Here is a 17,895-nt window from a genome sequence, read left to right on the forward strand (position 1 = left end):
GGCAAGTTCGGCGGCGGCGGGTACGCGGTCTCCGGCGGCCTGCACGGCGTCGGCAGCTCGGTCGTCAACGCCCTGTCCCACAAGCTCGACGTCGAGGTGCGCCGACAGGGCCACGTCTGGCGGCAGTCCTACACGGACGGCGTGCCCGACGCACCGCTCGTGGAGAACGAGGCCTCCGACAGCACCGGCACGACCCTCACCTTCTGGCCCAACGCCGACATCTTCGAGACGACGGAGTTCGACTACGAGACCCTCCGGACCCGGTTCCAGCAGACGGCGTTCCTGAACAAGGGTCTGACGATCGCGCTCACCGACGAGCGATCCACCGCACCGGTCGACGGCGAGACCGAGGCGCCGGAGGTGCGCGCGCACGTCTTCCGCTACGACCGCGGCCTCGTCGACTACGTCGAGTACCTGAACAAAGCCAGCGCCAAGAAGGCCGAGCCCGTCCACGACTCCGTGATCGCGTTCGAGTCGGAGGACAAGGAGCGGGTCATGGCGCTCGAGGTCGCCATGCAGTGGACCGGCTCCTACACGGAGAGCGTGCACACCTTCGCGAACACGATCAACACCCACGAGGGCGGCACGCACGAGGAGGGCTTCCGGGCCGCGCTGACCGGGCTCATCAACCGGTACGGCCGCGACAAGGGCTTCATCAAGGACAAGGACGAGAACCTGACGGGCGACGACGTCCGCGAGGGCCTCACCGCCGTCATCTCCATCAAGCTCGGCGAACCGCAGTTCGAAGGGCAGACGAAGACCAAGCTGGGCAACACCGAGGCGAAGCCGTTCGTGCAGCGCGTCGTGACGCAGGAGCTGACGCACTGGTTCGAGTCGAACCCGAACCAGGCGCGGGACATCGTGCGCAAGGGCATCCAGGCGATGACGGCCCGGCTCGCGGCGCGGAAGGCGCGCGACGCGACCCGGAAGACGGCGCTGGACCGCGCCTCCATGCCGGGCAAGCTCAAGGACTGCCAGACGCGGGACGCGTCGAAGGCGGAGATCTTCCTCGTCGAGGGGGACTCGGCCGGCGGCTCGGCCGTGCGCGGTCGGAACCCCGAGACGCAGGCGATCCTGCCGCTGCGCGGCAAGATCCTGAACGTCGAGAAGGCTCGGCTCGACAAGGCGCTCGGCAACGCCGAGGTGCAGGCGATGATCACGGCGTTCGGCTCCGGCATCGGCGAGGACTTCCTCCCCGAGAAGGTCCGTTACCACAAGATCGTGCTGATGGCGGATGCCGACGTCGACGGCCAGCACATCACGACGCTGCTGCTGACGCTGATCTTCCGGTTCATGCGGCCGCTGATCGAGCTCGGCTACGTCTACCTCGCGCAGCCGCCGCTGTACCGCCTGAAGTGGAGCAACGCGAAGCACGACTACGTGTTCAGCGACCGGGAGCGCGACGCGCTGCTCGCCGACGGCCTCGCCTCCGGCAAGCGCATCCCGAAGGAGAACGGCGTCCAGCGCTACAAGGGGCTCGGTGAGATGGACTTCACCGAGCTGTGGGAGACCACGATGGATCCCGAGACGCGGACCCTGCGCCAGATCACCCTCGAGGACGCCGCGGCTGCCGACGAGGTCTTCGCGACGCTGATGGGCGAGGACGTCGAGTCCCGCCGCAACTTCATCCTGCAGAACGCGAAGGACGTCCGCTTCCTCGACATCTAGCAGTCCTCCTCCTCCCGCTGGTCTCGAGGCCGCTTCGCGGCACCTCGACCGGCGGGAGGAGGACCAGACCCTCTTCCGCTGGTCGAGGTGCGAGCGCAGCGAGCCTCGAGACCAGCCTCACCGAATAGGACCCATCCATGGTTGACAACATCGAGCAGGTCGACCTGCAGCTCGAGATGCAGCGGTCGTACCTCGACTACGCGATGAGCGTGATCGTGGCGCGGGCGCTGCCCGAGGTGCGGGACGGTCTGAAGCCGGTGCACCGCCGCGTGATCTACGCGATGTACGACGGCGGCTACCGCCCCGACCGCGGTTTCTCGAAGTGCGCGCGCATCGTCGGCGACGTCATGGCGCAGTTCCACCCGCACGGCGACTCGGCCATCTACGACACGCTCGTCCGCCTCGTGCAGGACTGGAGCCTCCGCTACCCGCTCGCGCTCGGGCAGGGCAACTTCGGCTCGCCCGGCAACGACCCGGCGGCCGCACCGCGGTACACCGAGACCAAGATGGCGCCGCTCGCCATGGAGATGGTCCGGGACATCGACGAGGACACCGTCGACTTCCAGCCCAACTACGACGGCCGGACGCAGGAGCCGGTCGTGCTGCCGGCGCGGTTCCCGAACCTGCTGGTGAACGGCTCGGCCGGCATCGCGGTGGGCATGGCGACGAACATCCCGCCGCACAACCTCCGCGAGGTGTCCGCCGCCGCGCTGTGGGCGCTCGACCACCCCGACGCGACCCGCGAAGAGCTGCTCGCCGGGCTGATGGAGCACGTCAAGGGACCCGACTTCCCGACCCACGCCACGATCCTCGGTACCCGCGGCATCACCGACATGTACCGCACGGGCCGCGGGTCGATCACGATGCGCGGCGTCGTCAGCGTGGAGGAGCTGCAGGGTCGCACCTGCCTCGTCATCACCGAGCTGCCGTACCAGGTCAACCCCGACAACCTCGCCGACAAGATCGCGACGATGGTCAAGGAGGGGCGGATGTCCGGCATCGCCGACATCCAGGACCACACCTCCGGCCGCACCGGCCAGCGCCTCGTGATCGTGCTGAAGCGCGACGCAGTGGCGAAGGTGGTGCTGAACAACCTCTACAAGCACACCGAGCTGCAGCAGAACTTCGGTGCGAACATGCTCGCGCTGGTCGACGGTGTGCCCCGCACGCTCGCGCTCGACGGCTTCATCTCCGCCTGGATCGAGCACCAGCTGGAGGTCATCCAGCGCCGCACGGCCTACCGCCTCCGGAAGGCCGAGGCCGATGCGCACATCCTGCGCGGCTACCTCAAGGCCCTCGACATGCTCGACGAGGTCATCGCCCTCATCCGCCGGTCGCCGACGCCTGACGACGCCCGCACGGGTCTGATCGACCTGCTCGACGTCGACGAGGTGCAGGCGAACGCCATCCTCAGCCTGCAGCTGCGGCGCCTCGCCGCGCTGGAGCGGCAGCGGATCATCGACCAGGCGGCCGAGCTCGAGCGGCTGATCGCCGACTACAAGGACATCCTCGCGAAGGTCCCGCGTCAGCGCGCGATCGTGGCGGAGGAGCTGACCGAGATCGTCGACCGCTTCGGCGACGACCGCCGCACCCGGATCCTGCCGGGCTACGACGGCGAGATGAGCATCGAGGACCTCATCCCGGAGGAGGAGGTCGTCGTCACCGTCACCCGCGGCGGCTACATCAAGCGCACCCGGACCGACCAGTACCGGTCGCAGCGCCGAGGCGGGCGCGGCGTGCGCGGCGCTCAGCTGCGCGCCGACGACGTCGTCGAGCACCTGTTCGTCACCTCCACCCACCACTGGCTGCTCGTCTTCACGAACGCCGGCCGGGTGTACCGGGTGAAGACCTACGAGGTGCAGGAGAGCGCGCGCGACGCGAAGGGCCAGCACATCGCGAACCTGCTCGCGATGCAGCCCGACGAGCGGGTCGCCCAGATCCTCGACATCCGCGACTACACGGTCGCGCCCTACCTGGTGCTCGCCACCCGCAGCGGGCTGATGAAGAAGACGGCGCTCGCCGAGTACGACACCAACCGCACCGGCGGCATCATCGCGATCAACCTGCGTGACGACGACGAGCTGATCCAGGCGCTGCTCGTCGAGGACACCAGCGACGTACTGCTCGTGTCCCGCAAGGGGATGTCGATCCGGTTCACCGCCTCCGACGACGCCCTGCGACCGATGGGTCGCAGCACCTCCGGTGTCATCGGGATGCACTTCCGCGGCGACGACCAGCTGCTCGCGGCCCGAGTCGTCTCGGACGAGGGCTTCGTGTTCGTCGTCACCGAGGGCGGCTTCGCCAAGCGGACCGCCGTGGACCAGTACCGGCTGCAGGGCCGCGGCGGCCTCGGCATCAAGGTCGCGAAGCTGCAGGAGGCGAGGGGCGACCTGGCCGGCGCGCTGATCGTCGACGAGACCGACGAGGTGCTCGTCGTGCTCGAGAGCGGCAAGGTCGTCCGCTCGAACGTGGCGGACGTTCCTGCGAAGGGCCGCGACACGATGGGCGTGGTCTTCGCACGCTTCGCCGAGAGTGACAGAATCATCGCGATTGCCCGGAACAGCGAGACGACCGTGGAGGCGCACGCAGATGAGCTCGGTGAAGAGCCCCAGCCGCCCGTCGGAGACGGGCCAGAAGGGGAGCGTGGCTGACAAGCTGTCCGACCGCTCGCCCCGTCCGTCCGCGGCGAAGCAGGTACGGCTGAAGCTCGTCTACATCGATTTCTGGTCGGCCGTGAAGTTCTCCTTCCTCATCGCCGTCGCGATCGGGATCGTGATCTTCGTCGCGGTACTGCTGATCTGGACGGTGCTCGCCTCCACCGGCGTGTTCGACCAGATCTCGACCCTGCTGAAGGACGTCTCCGGCTCGGACACCCTCACCGTCAGCAACGTCATCTCGTTCGCGCAGGTGATGGGCTTCACCCTCGTCATCGCAGCACTCAACGTCGTCGTCGGCACGGTGCTCGGCGCGATCGCCTGCGTGCTCTACAACCTCTCCGTGAAGATCACCGGCGGCATCCTCGTCGGATTCAAGAACGGCTGACGCCTCTGATACCCTCGTCCGCGGCCTTCGGGCCGGAGGGGGCTATAGCTCAGGCGGTTAGAGCGCTTCGCTGATAACGAAGAGGTCCCAGGTTCAAGTCCTGGTAGCCCCACGTGCCTATGGTTTTGGATCCGCGGGCGGATCCAAAACTGTGCCGTACCGGCGCGCTGGACGCGCGCTCGGCTGACGGCGCTTCGCACGTCGGGAACGCTTCGCTTGATGGCGCTTCGCGCATGGGGCGCGCGCGTGGATCGCAGTTAAGCTTCTTCTGTTTCGTTCGGGGGCTTAGCTCAGTTGGTAGAGCACCTGCTTTGCAAGCAGGGGGTCAGGGGTTCGAATCCCCTAGTCTCCACTCGGTCTGAATCCCGAAGACCCGTCGTGTCGTAGGACGCTCAGGCGGTCGCGAGTTCCTTCCGTACCGCGTCTGCGGTTCGGTCGACCGATGACCGCGACAGTGTGAGCAGCGACAGCACCTCGGACTGACGGCGGTCGGAGGAGTCGTTCCAACGCACGAGGTCGTACGCGCGGGCGGCCGTGACGCCGGGCGGCGTGCTCCAGTCGCCGGACGGGCCTCCACCGTGCAGGACGTTCCACATCGTGCCGATCGCCCGCTGCGCGACCGGGCCGGTGATGCTGCCGGGCAGTGCTTCGATCGCGACCGCGGCGACGAGGCAGGCGCGCTCGGCCTGCTCGCCGTCGTGCGCGCGGAGTGTGCCGACGTGCAGCTGCACGCCCTGGTCGTCGATCGTCGTGAACCACGCGTCCTGCACCCAGCCCTGCGCGAGGCGGTCATGCGCCCGCAGCAGCAGAGCGTCGACCGCGTCGAGTCGTGCGAGTCGGGCACCCAGCCGATCGATGCGCTGCAGACGACGGCGGTCGCGCCACCGGGTCCGAAGTCCGACCGGGGAGACGACGGTCTGCTGGAGAAGCGAGTCGGGCATGGATGAAACCCCTATCGACGGCGAGCGATAGAGGGAATTTTTCTCATCGACCTGGACTGCGGCTGTGGATTCCGCTCGTCGGGGCGCGCGGAGTGGCAAAACCTCGACGACACCCCGCATTCGCGTCTCGCACCTCGGGGTGTCGCTGAAGTCTCCGGATCCGCGAAGGCTCCACGAGCCTCAGATCACGCCGTCGGTGAGGCCGTTCGGGGTGCCGAACCGGTGCGCGGTGATGCTGATGGACTGCTCGCGCAGGAACGGCAGCAGCTCGAGTCGGCCGGCCGTCGTCACCTCGCCGGGCCAGATCGCGAGATCCGGATCGCCGCCCGCCGCCTCCAGCAACTCGGAAGCGGAACCGCTCACGAGCCGCACGCGGCCGGTCAGCACCGGCTCGGCGTCGACCCGGTGCGGTACCGCCAGGTCGTCGAGCGCCCGCGACAGCGCCTCGGGCAGCGCTGCTGCAGCGACGACGGTGATCGGGGCACCCGCCCGCGTCGCGGCTGCGACGACTCGGAGGACGGCTCCCGGCTCGGCGTCGATCGCAGCGCGGACGGTGACGGGGACGGCGCGGTACCGGAGGAGGTTCCGCTCGACGCCGAGCCCTGCCAGTTCGCGGGTCGATCCGAACTCGTCCTGCCAGGCCGCCTGGTCGCTCGCCGCACCGGCGGACACGAACGAGCGCGCGTCGTCCCCGAACGCCGACGCGGTGCGGACGACACGGGCCACCTTCGGGTCGAGGCGTGCGGTCGCCGGCGCGGCGTCCTCGCTGCGCAGCCACGACCCGAACCCGATGAGGTAGCTCGGGCCGCCCGCCTTCGTCCCCGTACCGACGGACGAGCGCTTCCAGCCGCCGAACGGCTGCCGCCCGACGATCGCCCCCGTGGTACCGCGGTTCACAAAGAGGTTGCCCGCCTCGACGCCGTCGATCCAGCGACCGATCTCATCCGGTTCCAACGACTGCAGCCCCGCGGTGAGCCCGAATTCGACCTCGTTCTGGATCGCGATCGCCTCGTCGAGGTCGGTCGCCGTCATGATGCCGAGCACCGGGCCGAAGTACTCGGTCAGGTGGTAGGCGGAGCCGCGGCGGACCCCGGTGCGGATCCCGGGCGTCCACAGCCGGCCCTGCCGGTCGAGCTTCCTGGGCTCGAGCAGCCAGCGCTCCCCCGCGCCGAGGGTGGTCAGACCCTCCAGCAGCTTCCCGCCCGCCGGCTCGATGAGCGGACCCATGCGGGTCGTGGAGGTCCATGGCGCCCCGACCTCGAGTGAGCCGACCGCGTCCACCAGCTGACCGACGAACCGCTTCGACGTCGCGACCGGTCCGACCAGGATCGCCAGGCTGGCGGCGCTGCACTTCTGGCCCGCGTGGCCGAACGCGCTCACGACGAGATCCTTCACCGCGAGGTCGAGATCGGCGGAGGGGGTGATCACCATCGCGTTCTCCCCGCTCGTCTCGGCGAGGATCGGCAGGTCGTGGCGGAAGTCCCGGAACAGCCGAGCGGTCTCCCACGCCCCGGTCAGCACGACCAGGTCGATCGTCCGGTCGGCGACCAGCCGAGGGCCGAGGCCGCCTTCGTCGACCTGCACGAGGGTCAGCACGTCGGTCGGCACCCCGGCGGCCCAGAGCACCTCCGCCAGCACGGCCCCGCAGCGGCTCGCCGGCCCCGCGGGCTTCAGCACGACGCCGCTGCCGGCGGCCAGGGCGGCGAGCACGCCGCCTGCGGGGATCGCGACCGGGAAGTTCCAGGGAGGCGCCACGAGGGTGAGCGCGGCGGGCACGAACCGCGCCCCGCCGACCTGCTCGAGCTCGGTCGCCCGGCCGGCGTAGTACCGGGCGAAGTCGATCGCCTCGCTCACCTCCGGGTCCGCCTGATCCATCGTCTTCGCGGCCTCGCCGACCATCACCTCGACGAGGAGGCCCCGCGCCGCTTCGAGCGCGTCGCCCGCTCGTTCGAGGATCGCGGCGCGCTCGGCGGCCGGTCGCCGACCCCACTCGCGGCCCGCCGCGCGCGTCGTCGTCAGTAGCGAATCCAGCACCGCGGGATCGCTGACCGTGTGCTCGGCGAGTGTGCGGACACCCGCATCGGAGCGTGCCGCCCGATCGAGGATCGCCGTGGCCCATGCCCGGTGCGCGGGTACGGCGGGGTCCGTGTCCACCGCGTTCCGGAACGGCGATCCGGATCCGGTCGCCGTCGCGATGCGCGGCACGCGGTGCGTCAGCGGAACCGCGGTGCCGAGTCGCCCCATCGATTCCGCGAAGCGGTCGCGCTCGCGGATGAACAGGCGCTCGCTCGAGGCGAGGTCGAACACGCTGGACATGAAGTTGTCATCGCTCGCGCCCTCCTCCAGCCGACGGACGAGGTACGCGATCGCGACGTCGAACTCGTGCGGATGGAGGACGGGCGTGTACACCAGCAACCCGCCGACGTCCTTGCGGACCGCCTCCGCCTGCCCGGTGGCCATCCCCAGCAGCATCTCGAACTCGACCGCGTCGCGCACGCCGCGCTCGCCGGCGAGCAGCCAGGCGTGGGCGACGTCGAAGAGGTTGTGGCCGGCGACGCCGATCTGCACCGCGTCCGTGCGCTCCGGCCTCAGCGCCCACTCGAGGACGCGCTTGTAGTGGGTGTCGCTCTCGACCTTCTCGTGCCACGTGGCCAGCGGCCAGTCGTGGACGGCGGCCTCCACGCGCTCCATCGGCAGGTTCGCGCCCTTCACGAGCCGTACCTTCACGGGCGCGCCGCCGCGGGCCCGCCGGTCGGCACTCCATGCCTGCAGACGCATCATCGCGGGCAGCGCGTCCGGCAGATATGCCTGCAGGACGATGCCCGCGCGGTGGTCGAGGAACCGCGGGGCGTCCAGGATCCGCTGGAACACCGCGATGGTGAGGTCCAGGTCCTTGAACTCCTCCATGTCGAGGTTGATGAAGGTCCCGGTGCGCCGGGCGGCCTCGTACAGCGGCGTCAGCCTGCCGACTACGTCATCGACGGCCGCGTCGAAGGCCCATGGGGCGTGCGGAGCGACCGCGGCGGACACCTTGATGGAGACGTAGTCGACGTCCGGCCGCTCGATCAGCGCGAAGGTGCCCGCGAGGCGGCGGTCCGCCTCCTTCTGCCCCAGCACCGCTTCGCCGAGCAGGTTCAGGTTGAGCCGTACCCCTCGCGACCGGATCCGGGCGATCGTCCGGCCGAGCCGCGCAGGGGTGGCGTCGATCACCAGGTGGTCGACCATCCGCCGCAGCGCGATCCGCGCCAGGGGAACGACGACCCAGGGCAGGAGCGGCGCGGTGAGACCGCCGACGCGGACGGCGAGCCGGAGCGGCAGCGGGAGGAAGCGGGGGACGTCGGGCGCGAGCGAGGCCAGCCGACGAGCCGCCGCGCGCAGATCCTCCGGCCGCACGACGCCGTCGACGAAGCCGACCGTGAAGGCGAGTCCTTTCGGATCGCGGAGCACGCCGGCCAGGCGGGCCGCCGCCGCATCCGTGGGCGCGTCGGCGGCTTCCGCCAGCCATCGCCGGACCAGGGACTCGACCTGATCGATCGAGGAGGCCGGCCCCGTGGAGGAGCTGGGCGCGACCGCTGATCCGCTCATGCAGGCAGTATCCGTCTGACGATGCGTCGGGAACGGTGATGAACCGTCACGAGTACCGCTCCGACTGCTGAACGAGCCGGCGGAACACGGGACCCTCGCGGCGGCGCTGAACCCAGTCCGTCGTCCGTCGCGAGACGACGAGGAGGACAGGCCGCAACGGCCGGTCCCCCTCGTCAGGCTCTTCGAGTGGTCAGCTCGTGGTCTCGGTGTCCTCGTCGGCGACCCAGAGGTCGTCGTCCGCACGGAGCGTCTGCCACACGGCGTACCCGATCCCGACGAGCAACCCGACGCCCAGCAGGATGCCGAGCACCCCGCCGACGCCGATGCCCTGCTTCGTGCCGGTCGCCTTGGCGACCTGCTTCGACCCCTGCTTCGCGGCCACCGAGCCTGCCGCGGCGGCGGCCTTGAGCTTGACGCCCGCCTTCGCCTCCGACTTGTAGCCGGACTTCGTCACCGACGCGAGCTTGTCCGTCACCTTCGTGCCCTGCTTCGCGACGGTGTCAGGAAGACCGAGTCGTTCGCCCGCCTCCCCGGCTAGGGCGACCGCTGCCACAGCCGCACTCGAGACCGCGGGGATGAAGAGTCCGGACAGCGCGTCCTTGGTCGTCGATGCGGCGTAGGTTCCGGCAGCCTTTCCCGCCTTGCCCACCGCCGGAGCGACCTTCTCCGCGACCAGCGTCGTCGCGCCGGGAACGGCCTTGCTCAGGCCGTCCTTGGCGAAGCCCTGCACGTGGGGCAGCGCGTCGCGCCCGACGGAGTTCGCGCGCGTCAACAGCGCCTGCTGGTCGCTCCAGAGACGCTGAGCGTCCTTCTTCAACCGCTTCACCTGCTTCTTCGTCGAGACCATTCGCGCGCTCCTCTGCGTCATCGTGGGACGCCGACGAGAACGTCGACGCAGTGGTGATCATCCTTTCATCGAGTGCGCTGCGTACGACCTGACAGTCGCCGAACAGGCGGTGGGCGTCGCGGGATCGGCCGGCGGCTGGACGAGTGCTTGGACCCCGCTGAGCACGTGGTCCCCAGCGCGAGCAGACGGCGTGTCGATGCCAGACTTGCAGGATGCCCGACGTCACCGCGACCGCCGTCCTTCACACCACGCAGGGGGACATCACGGTCAACCTCTTCGGCCTGCACGCTCCCAAGACTGTAAGGAACTTCATCGGTCTCGCCACCGGCGAGCTGCCCTGGCGCAACCCCTCCACCGGTGCGGAGGAGACCGGTCCCCTCTACAAGGACCTCGTGTTCCACCGGATCATCCCGAACTTCATGATCCAGGGCGGCGACCCGCTCGGCACCGGAACGGGTGGACCCGGGTTCGAGTTCGACGACGAGATCGCGCCCGACCTGGACTTCCGCAAGCCGTACATCCTCGCGATGGCCAATGCCGGCAAGCGCGGCGGGCGGGGTACGAACGGCTCGCAGTTCTTCATCACCACCGCCGCGACCACCTGGCTGCAGGGCGCCCACACGATCTTCGGTGAGGTCGCGGACCAGGCGTCGCGCGATGTGGTCGACGCGCTGGGTGCCGTGCCCACGGACCGATCCGACCGGCCGGTCGAGCCCCAGGTGCTGACGAGCGTCGACATCCGCCAGGGCTCCTGAGGCGCCGGTGAGCGACGCCCGCGCCGACCTCCGACGCGTCTGGCGCAGGTCGGCGCGATACCGTCCGCAGACCGCGACGGGTTGGATCGCCGTCGTCACGATCGCGGCGTACGTGGTCCAGCTGGCGAGCGGCGCGAGGCTGGAGCAGGCCTGGCAGTACGCCGCCGCCTACTCGCTGCCCTCCACCGGCATCCCGTTCGAGCCGTGGCGGATGCTCACCTCCGCGCTGCTGCACCAGCCGATCTCGATTCCCGGATCGGTGATCGGCATCACCCACATCGCGTTCAACATGATCGCCCTCGTCTCCTTCGGGCGGGCACTCGAGCGGGTCATCGGCGCACCGCGGCTCGTCGCGATCTACGTGCTGGGCGCGCTCGGCGGGTCGGTCGGTGTGCTGTTCGCGTCGTTCTTCGGCCTGATCTCGGTCGGCACCGCCGTGTTCGGTGCCTCCGGCGCGGTGTTCGCCGTGCTCGGGGCGGTGGCCGTCGTGCAGCGGCGGCTCGGTATCGACGTGCGCTCACTCGTCGTGCTCATCGCGATCAACCTCGCGCTCGGCTTCGTCGTCAGCGGCATCGCCTGGCAGGCCCACGTCGGCGGCCTGATCGTCGGTGCGGCCACCGGATGGCTGTTCGTCGCGAACCGGGGTCCGCGCCGCGACCGTCGGGCCCGGTTCGGTGCCGCTGCGATCACCGCCGTGCTGCTCGCGCTGGCGCTCGTCCCGGCCGCCGTCGTCTGAGGGCGTCCACCCGGCGGGTCCCTCCTCCACGGCCCGTCCACGCAGTTATCCACAGGTTTGTGCACCGTGTGGAGAATCACAGGCGTGTGTTTCGCCGGTGTGCGAGGAGGTCAGCGCCACCAGAGCGTCATGAGGAACCCGACGAATGCGATGCCGAAGCCGATCAGGATGTTCCAGCTCGACTGCTCGGGGGCGAACGGGATGGGCAGCGTGCCGCTGGAGATGTAGAAGACGACGATCCAGAGCAGGCCGAGCAGCATGAACCCGAACATGATGGGCTTGAACCAGACGGGGTTGGCACCGTCGCGGGTGGCCAGGCGGTCCTCCCGACGCACGGGAGAGGTCTTCACACGGGCCATGGCCGACAGCGTACCGGCCGCACCGCTTCGAGGCGGGGTCCGCGGTGCGTAGGATCACGAGGATGACCAAGGTCCTCGTGGTGGACAACTACGACAGCTTCGTCTACACGCTGAACGGCTACCTCCGTCAGCTGGGCGCGCAGACGGACGTCGTCCGCAACGACACCGTGGCGGTCGACGAGCTGTCCGAGCGGATCCGCAGCTACGACGGCGTGCTCGTCTCCCCCGGTCCCGGCAAGCCGTCCGACGCGGGTGTGTCGATCCCGATCGTGCACGCGGCCGTCGCGGCCGGCGTGCCGCTGATCGGCGTGTGCCTCGGGCATCAGGCGATCGCGGAGGCGTTCGGCGGCGTCGTGACCAACGCCGAGGAGCTGATGCACGGCAAGACCTCTCGCGTGGTGCACGACGACAGCCCCATCTTCGAGGGTCTGCCCGACACCTTCACCGCGACCAGGTACCACTCCCTCGCCGTCGTCGATGGCACCGTGCCGCCCGAGCTCGCGGTCACGGCGCGGACTGAGGGCGGCGTGATCATGGCGCTGCAGCATCGCGACGCGCCGGTGTACGGCGTGCAGTTCCACCCGGAGTCCGTCATGACGGAGGGGGGCCACCGGATGCTCGCCAACTGGCTGGCCGTCGTCGGCGACCCGGACGCGGTACGGAAGGCCCAGGGGCTGAGCCCCCGCATCGCCCAGCAGTGATGGCTGCGCCGCCGCCGCTGCGGCGCAACTGCCATACCGACGGGCCTGAACGGCCCTTCGGCTGACGGCGGTGTACCGGCTGGGGCCTGCGTCGGCTACCCGGCGGTGGGGGAGTCGGTGGGGGTCGGCTCGCTCGGGTCGGTCGAGTCGCCCGCGCACTGCTGCAGGGTGACCGTGGAGCCCTGATCGACGGCGCCGGCCTTGTTGACCTGGTAGTAGACGATGTCGCTCGCCGCGCCGCAGCCGCTGGTCTGCTGCTGCACGTCGGCGGTGAGGCCGAGGCCCTTGAGGGTCGCCTCCGCGTCGGCGATGGACTGGCCGGTCAGATCGGGCAGCAGCACCTCGCCGTCCGAGACGACGAGGTCCACCGCGGTGCCGGTGTCGATCTCGTCGCCGGCCTTCTGCGACGCCGAGATGACCACGTCCGCCGGGACGTCCGTCGAGTGGGCCGTCGTGACGTCGCCGACCTTCAGATCGGCCTGGGCGAGTGCCTGCTGCGCGTCGTCCTTCGTCGCCCCGACGACGGTCGGCACCGTCGCCTGCGCCGTGCCCGTCGAGACCCACAGGCTGACCGCGTCGCCCTTGGTCAGCACGGTCCCACCGGTCGGGGTCGCTCGGATGACGACGCCCTTGGCGACCGAGCCGCTCGACTCCTGATGGAGCAGCGGGCGCAGGTCCAGATCGTGCAGCGTGCGCTCCGCGCTGGCCTGCGTCGAGCCCTGGAGGTTCTCGGGCACCGTGCGGTTGTCGGCGCCGAACCCGCCGGTGGCGAGCGAGACCACCCACAGCGCGACCGCGAGCACGATCGCCACGACGACGATGACGCCCGCCCAGATCCAGCCCGCCGGTGGGCGGCTGGAGGTGGACGACGGCCCGGGGTCGTCGAACGCGAGCTGCCGCACCGTCGACTCCGGCGTCGACTCGGCACCTCCGAAGAGGTCTCGCTGGATCTCCACGGTCGGGAGCCGCGCGGTCGGCGTGCGCCCCGCGAGCACGGCGTCGACGTCCTCGCGGAACTCCTCCGCGGACTGGTACCTGCGGGACTTGTCCTTCTCGAGCGCGCGGAGGACGACGGCGTCCATCGGCTCGGTGAGCGCGGGGTTGATCCGGCTCGGCACCTCCGGCCGTTCGGACACGTGCTGGTAGGCGACGGAGATCGCGCTGTCCCCGGTGAAGGGTGCGCGGCCGGTCAGCATCTCGAAGAGCACGACACCGGTCGAGTACAGGTCGCTGCGGAGGTCGACCGTCTCGCCCTTGGCCTGCTCGGGGGAGAAGTACTGCGCGGTCCCGAGGATCACGCTGGTCTGTGCGACGGTCGCCGACGAGTCGCTGATCGCACGGGCGATGCCGAAGTCCATGACCTTGATCTGGCCCGACCGGGTGACCATCACATTGCCGGGCTTGATGTCCCGGTGCACGACGCCGGCGCGGTGCGAGTACTCGAGCGCCGTCAGGATGCCGCCGATGATGTGGCCGGCCTCCTGGGCCGTCATCGGACCGTCCTTGATCAGGTCCTTCAGCAGCTTGCCGTCGACGAACTCCATCACGATGAACGGCAGCTGCGCCTCGCCGCCGCCGGACTCGAGCACCGTCTCCTCGCCCGCGTCGAAGACGCGCACGATCGTCGGGTGCGTCATCCGGGACGCGGCCTGCGCCTCCTTCCGGAACCGCATGCGGAAGGTCGGGTCGTTGGCGAGGGAGGACTTCAGCAGCTTGATCGCGACCTTGCGGCCGAGGCGCGTGTCCGTGCCGACGTGCACCTCCGCCATCCCGCCTCGGCCGATGAGCTGCTCGACGCGGTAGCGGCCCGCGAGCAGGCGCTCGCCGCCGGTCAGCGCGAGAATCGGCCCCGTGAGAGCGGTGGCCGGGCTGCCCTCCTCCATGCTCACTGCACCGATGCGGTGTCGGTCGGGACGGGGGTCTCCGCCGGCGCCGCGGGCGGCGCGGGCGTCTCAGGAGCGGACGACTCCACCGGCGCTTCGACCGTCACCTTCAGCGCGGCCGAGTCCGGGGTCTCGCTAGGCCCGCAGTTCGCCGAGTACCGGATGGTGATCGTGCCCGCGCTCGCGCCCGCGGTGATCTCGGTGCTCTGCACGGCCCCGAGGGCTCCGTCGTTGTCCAGCGGTACGACGGCGCCCGAGGCCTTGACCGTGTAGCCGGACAGCGAGCCGCCCGTGCCGGACTTGCAGGTGTACCGCGGCCACGTGACCGTGAATGTCTGATCTGTCGTCACGGTCTTCGTCGTCGTGGTCGGCGCGGATGACGGCTTGTCCGGCGTCGACGGGGCGCCGTAGTACCTGACGGTGACCGTGCCCCCGGTCTGCGTGTTCAGCGGATCGATCGAGATGACCTTGCCCGCGTCCGAGGAGTCGTTCGCCGGCTGCTCGTCGGGTACGACCGTGAGGTCGAGCGCCTCCAGCTGTGCCTGCACGACCGTGAACTGCTTGCCGGTGTACGTCTGCGGGTCGAGCAGGATCGGCGTCGCGGAGGCGGCGGAGCTCACGGCAGGCGCGCTGCTGGTGCTGGGCGACTTCGGCGGCACCCCCGAGCCGGGGTTGGACTTCTTCCCGGTGCTCATGACCAGGAACACGACCAGCAGCACCGCGAGCAGGACGATCAGGATGATCAGCGGGATCGTCCAGGCGCTGCGCTTGCGGGGCCCGTCGTCGTGCGGGCCGTCGCCGGTGCCGTACGGGCCGGTGACCGCCGGCGGACCCTGCTGAGAGGCGGGGTAGGCCGAGGTCGTCGAGGTCGGCGCGCCGCCGGGCACGCCCATCAGCATCGTGTCGAAGCCGGGCGCCGATGAGGGCAGCACCGTGGTCGACGACTCGGTCTGCATGGCCATCGTCGGCGCGGCGACCCCGGCGGGCAGCACCGCGGGTACCGCGGATGCCGCCGCGAGCACGTCGCCCCGGCGCAGCGCGGTCGCCGCGCGGGCGAGCAGCGCAGCGGTGGTCGGCCGGTCGGACGGGGCCTTCGCGATGCATGCGAACACGAGACGGCGGATCGGCTCGGGCACGGAGTGCGGCAGGTCGGGGGCGGTGTCGTTGATCTGCGCCATCGCGATCGCGACCTGCGACTCGCCGGTGAAAGGTCGATGGCCGGCCAGCGCCTCGTACGCGACGATGCCGAGCGAGTAGATGTCGGTGGCCGGTGACGCGGGCTGCCCGCTCGCCTGCTCCGGCGACAGGTACTGCACCGTCCCCATCACCTGGCCGGTCGCGGTCAGCGGCACCTGGTCGGTGATCCTGGCGATGCCGAAGTCGGTGATCTTCACCCGGCCGTCGGGCGTCACGAGCAGGTTGCCCGGCTTGATGTCGCGGTGCACGAGCCCCGCCGCGTGAGCGGCGTGCAGCGCCATCGCGGTCTGCGCGACCACGTCGAGCACGCGATCGGGCGGCATGGTGTGCGCCCGCTCGAGGATCGACGACAGGGGCTCGCCGGGGACGAGCTCCATCACGAGGAAGGCGGAGCCGTCCTCCTCGCCGTAGTCGTAGACGTTCGCGATGCCCTCGTGGTTCACGAGCGCCGCATGCCGGGCCTCGGCCCGGAAGCGCTCGAGGAACCCGGGGTCGCCGAGGTACTCGTCCTTCAGGATCTTGATGGCGACGGGTCGACCGATCACGAGGTCGGTGGCTTCCCACACCTCGCCCATCCCGCCGATCGCGATCCGCGACGACAGCTCGTAACGGCCCCCGAAAGTGAGCCCGGACACCGGTCTCATCCCTGCAGCACCGCCTCCATGACCTGCCTGGCGATCGGGGCGGCGACACGGTTGCCGTACCCCGACTGGCCCAGTCCCCCACCGTTCTCGATCACCACGGCCACGGCCACCTGCGGGTCGTCCGCAGGAGCGAATCCGGTGAACCAGAGCGTGTACGGATCATCCGCACCGTTCTGCGCGGTCCCCGTCTTCCCCGCAACCGTGACGCCGTCGATTCTTGCATTGGTCGCCGCCCCGCCGGCGACCGACGCCACCATCATCGCCTTCACCTGCGCTGCGGTGTCGGCGCTGACGGGGTTCCCGAGGGTCTCTGCACGGAACTGCTCCAGGTTCGCCAAGGAGGGCGACACCACCTTCTCGACGAGATTCGGCTTCATCTCCGCCCCACCGTTCCCGATCGCGGCCGCGACCATCGCCATCTGCATCGGCGTGGCCCGATCCTCGAACTGCCCGAATGCGGTCTGCGCGGTCTCCGCGCTGTTCAGATCGCCGTCAGCACGGCGGGCCGGATACGTGCTCGGCGTGACCGTGAGCGGGATGGACAGCTCCTTGTCGAAGCCGAACCGCTCGGCCTGCTCCCGCAGCGCGGCCGGCCCAAGCTTGGCGCCCAGCTGGGCCATCGGGATGTTGCAGGAGAGCTTCACCGCCGTCGCGATGGACGCCTTCTTGGACGACCCGCAGTACCCGCCGTCCGCGTTGCGGATCACCGTGCTGGTACCCGGGAGCGTGTACGCAGGAGGGTTCGAGAAGCTCGACGACGGGGTGTACTTGCCGCTCTCGAGCGCCGCGGACGCCGTGATCAGCTTGAACGTGGAGCCCGGGGGGTTCAGGTTCCCGGCGATCGCGCGGTTCACGAGCGGGTTCACGGTCTCCTCGGTCAGCGCGTCGTAGGCGCTGACACCGGTCGAGTGGTCCGCGATGAGGTTCGGGTCGTAGGACGGCTTCGACACCAGCGCCAGCACCTTGCCGGTCTTCGGCTGGATGGCCACCACGGCGCCGCGATAGCCCCCGAGGGCGTCGTACGCGGCCTTCTGGATCTTCCGCTCGATCGTCAGCTGCACGGAGGCGCCCTTCGGGTCCTGGTTCGTCACGATGTTCTGGAGGCGGTCGAGCACCTGATCGGACGACGTGCCGGCGAGCTGCGCGTTCAGCGCGCCCTCGATGCCGGTCGGGGCGCCGATCGGGTTGTAGTACCCGGTGACGGCGGCGTAGAGCGCGCCGTCGGTGTACCGGCGGTCGAACTGGAACGTGTCACCGGACTTCGGCGAGGTGACGATCGCCTTCCCGTCAGCGGTGAGGATCTGACCGCGCCGGATCTCGTACTGGTCGGCGCGGGCGCGCTGGTTCCGGGCGTCCGCGTCGAGGTTGTCGGTCTGGAACACCTGGATGACACTCGTCGCGACGAACAGCGCCGTGAACATCAGCAGCACGAGCGCGCTGATCCGCTTCAGCTCCCTGTTCATGGGCTCACGCTCGATTCATGGACACCCGCTCGGCGCGATGAGGACACCGTCTGCATGGCGCCGGAACGAGGCCG

General features: G+C 70.0%; 13 protein-coding genes and 2 tRNA genes. 8 read left to right on the forward strand and 7 right to left on the reverse strand.

Going from position 1 to position 17,895, the window contains the following annotated elements:
- From ACFE67_RS01400 to ACFE67_RS01420, 5 genes are all read left to right on the forward strand, one after another.
- The coding region (locus ACFE67_RS01400; protein ID WP_375405083.1) for a DNA gyrase subunit B at positions 1–1,668 on the forward strand (1,668 nt) is incomplete at its 5' end.
- 137 nt (positions 1,669–1,805) lie between these two features.
- The gene (gyrA, locus tag ACFE67_RS01405) at positions 1,806–4,319 is read left to right on the forward strand and encodes a DNA gyrase subunit A (protein WP_375405084.1); all 2,514 of its coding nucleotides are present in this window, start codon (positions 1,806–1,808) and stop codon (positions 4,317–4,319) included.
- Entirely contained in the window at positions 4,258–4,710 is a 453-nt protein-coding gene (locus tag ACFE67_RS01410; RefSeq protein ID WP_375405085.1) for a DUF3566 domain-containing protein, read from the forward strand. Before gyrA ends, ACFE67_RS01410 begins: the two co-directional genes overlap by 62 nt.
- A 38-nt stretch (positions 4,711–4,748) precedes the next feature.
- A tRNA-Ile gene (locus tag ACFE67_RS01415) sits at positions 4,749–4,822 on the forward strand.
- 167 nt (positions 4,823–4,989) lie between these two features.
- Positions 4,990–5,062: transfer RNA gene (locus ACFE67_RS01420), tRNA-Ala, on the forward strand.
- Positions 5,063–5,102: 40 nt separating this feature from the next.
- Here the strand turns inward: ACFE67_RS01420 and ACFE67_RS01425 are convergent.
- The 3 genes from ACFE67_RS01425 to ACFE67_RS01435 all read right to left on the reverse strand — a co-directional run bounded on the left by ACFE67_RS01425 (position 5,103) and on the right by ACFE67_RS01435 (position 10,083).
- Positions 5,103–5,651, reverse strand: coding sequence for a hypothetical protein (locus tag ACFE67_RS01425; RefSeq protein WP_375405086.1), 549 nt, complete (start codon positions 5,649–5,651; stop codon positions 5,103–5,105).
- Positions 5,652–5,831: 180 nt separating this feature from the next.
- Positions 5,832–9,236: a bifunctional proline dehydrogenase/L-glutamate gamma-semialdehyde dehydrogenase gene (locus tag ACFE67_RS01430; protein WP_375405087.1), complete on the reverse strand. Its 3,405-nt coding sequence runs from the start codon at positions 9,234–9,236 to the stop codon at positions 5,832–5,834.
- Between the two features lie 190 nt (positions 9,237–9,426).
- Positions 9,427–10,083 carry a hypothetical protein gene (locus tag ACFE67_RS01435; RefSeq protein ID WP_375405088.1) on the reverse strand — a complete coding sequence of 219 codons (657 nt, stop codon included), beginning with the start codon at positions 10,081–10,083 and terminating at the stop codon, positions 9,427–9,429.
- Positions 10,084–10,295: 212 nt separating this feature from the next.
- On the opposite strand from ACFE67_RS01435, the gene ACFE67_RS01440 reads away from it, so the two are divergent.
- Positions 10,296–10,838 carry a peptidylprolyl isomerase gene (locus ACFE67_RS01440; protein WP_375405089.1) on the forward strand — a complete coding sequence of 181 codons (543 nt, stop codon included), beginning with the start codon at positions 10,296–10,298 and terminating at the stop codon, positions 10,836–10,838.
- Positions 10,839–10,845: 7 nt separating this feature from the next.
- Entirely contained in the window at positions 10,846–11,574 is a 729-nt protein-coding gene (locus ACFE67_RS01445; protein WP_375405090.1) for a rhomboid family intramembrane serine protease, read from the forward strand.
- A gap of 110 nt (positions 11,575–11,684) precedes the next feature.
- Here ACFE67_RS01445 and ACFE67_RS01450 read toward each other — a convergent pair whose 3' ends face one another.
- On the reverse strand, positions 11,685–11,933 hold the full coding sequence (locus tag ACFE67_RS01450; protein WP_375405091.1) for a cell division protein CrgA: 249 nt from the start codon (positions 11,931–11,933) through the stop codon (positions 11,685–11,687).
- Between the two features lie 62 nt (positions 11,934–11,995).
- On the opposite strand from ACFE67_RS01450, the gene ACFE67_RS01455 reads away from it, so the two are divergent.
- Positions 11,996–12,634: an aminodeoxychorismate/anthranilate synthase component II gene (locus ACFE67_RS01455; protein ID WP_375405092.1), complete on the forward strand. Its 639-nt coding sequence runs from the start codon at positions 11,996–11,998 to the stop codon at positions 12,632–12,634.
- A 95-nt stretch (positions 12,635–12,729) separates the two neighbouring features.
- Here the strand turns inward: ACFE67_RS01455 and pknB are convergent, their stop codons facing one another.
- The 3 genes from pknB to ACFE67_RS01470 are packed head-to-tail and all read right to left on the reverse strand — an operon-like array spanning position 12,730 to position 17,821.
- The gene (gene pknB, locus ACFE67_RS01460) at positions 12,730–14,517 is read right to left on the reverse strand and encodes a Stk1 family PASTA domain-containing Ser/Thr kinase (protein WP_375405126.1); all 1,788 of its coding nucleotides are present in this window, start codon (positions 14,515–14,517) and stop codon (positions 12,730–12,732) included.
- 2 nt (positions 14,518–14,519) lie between these two features.
- Positions 14,520–16,358, reverse strand: a complete 1,839-nt coding sequence (locus ACFE67_RS01465; protein ID WP_375405093.1) for a serine/threonine protein kinase — start codon at positions 16,356–16,358, stop codon at positions 14,520–14,522.
- Positions 16,355–17,821, reverse strand: a complete 1,467-nt coding sequence (locus ACFE67_RS01470; RefSeq protein WP_375405094.1) for a peptidoglycan D,D-transpeptidase FtsI family protein — start codon at positions 17,819–17,821, stop codon at positions 16,355–16,357. The genes ACFE67_RS01465 and ACFE67_RS01470 overlap by 4 nt, the downstream gene beginning before the upstream one ends.
- Between the last annotated feature and the right edge of the window lie 74 nt (positions 17,822–17,895).

This window comes from uncultured Amnibacterium sp. (genome assembly GCF_964244015.1).
Taxonomy (GTDB): domain Bacteria; phylum Actinomycetota; class Actinomycetes; order Actinomycetales; family Microbacteriaceae; genus Amnibacterium.

What these genes read in the sequence shown, in the direction of transcription:
- ACFE67_RS01465 (WP_375405093.1), bottom strand. Translation starts at nt 16,358, where the DNA reads ATGAGACCGGTGTCCGGGCTCACTTTCGGGGGCCGTTACGAGCTGTCG.
- ACFE67_RS01430 (WP_375405087.1), bottom strand. Translation starts at nt 9,236, where the DNA reads ATGAGCGGATCAGCGGTCGCGCCCAGCTCCTCCACGGGGCCGGCCTCC.
- ACFE67_RS01435 (WP_375405088.1), bottom strand. Translation starts at nt 10,083, where the DNA reads ATGGTCTCGACGAAGAAGCAGGTGAAGCGGTTGAAGAAGGACGCTCAG.
- ACFE67_RS01450 (WP_375405091.1), bottom strand. Translation starts at nt 11,933, where the DNA reads ATGGCCCGTGTGAAGACCTCTCCCGTGCGTCGGGAGGACCGCCTGGCC.
- ACFE67_RS01440 (WP_375405089.1), top strand. Translation starts at nt 10,296, where the DNA reads ATGCCCGACGTCACCGCGACCGCCGTCCTTCACACCACGCAGGGGGAC.
- ACFE67_RS01455 (WP_375405092.1), top strand. Translation starts at nt 11,996, where the DNA reads ATGACCAAGGTCCTCGTGGTGGACAACTACGACAGCTTCGTCTACACG.
- gyrA (WP_375405084.1), top strand. Translation starts at nt 1,806, where the DNA reads ATGGTTGACAACATCGAGCAGGTCGACCTGCAGCTCGAGATGCAGCGG.
- pknB (WP_375405126.1), bottom strand. Translation starts at nt 14,517, where the DNA reads ATGGAGGAGGGCAGCCCGGCCACCGCTCTCACGGGGCCGATTCTCGCG.
- ACFE67_RS01470 (WP_375405094.1), bottom strand. Translation starts at nt 17,821, where the DNA reads ATGAACAGGGAGCTGAAGCGGATCAGCGCGCTCGTGCTGCTGATGTTC.
- ACFE67_RS01410 (WP_375405085.1), top strand. Translation starts at nt 4,258, where the DNA reads ATGAGCTCGGTGAAGAGCCCCAGCCGCCCGTCGGAGACGGGCCAGAAG.
- ACFE67_RS01425 (WP_375405086.1), bottom strand. Translation starts at nt 5,651, where the DNA reads ATGCCCGACTCGCTTCTCCAGCAGACCGTCGTCTCCCCGGTCGGACTT.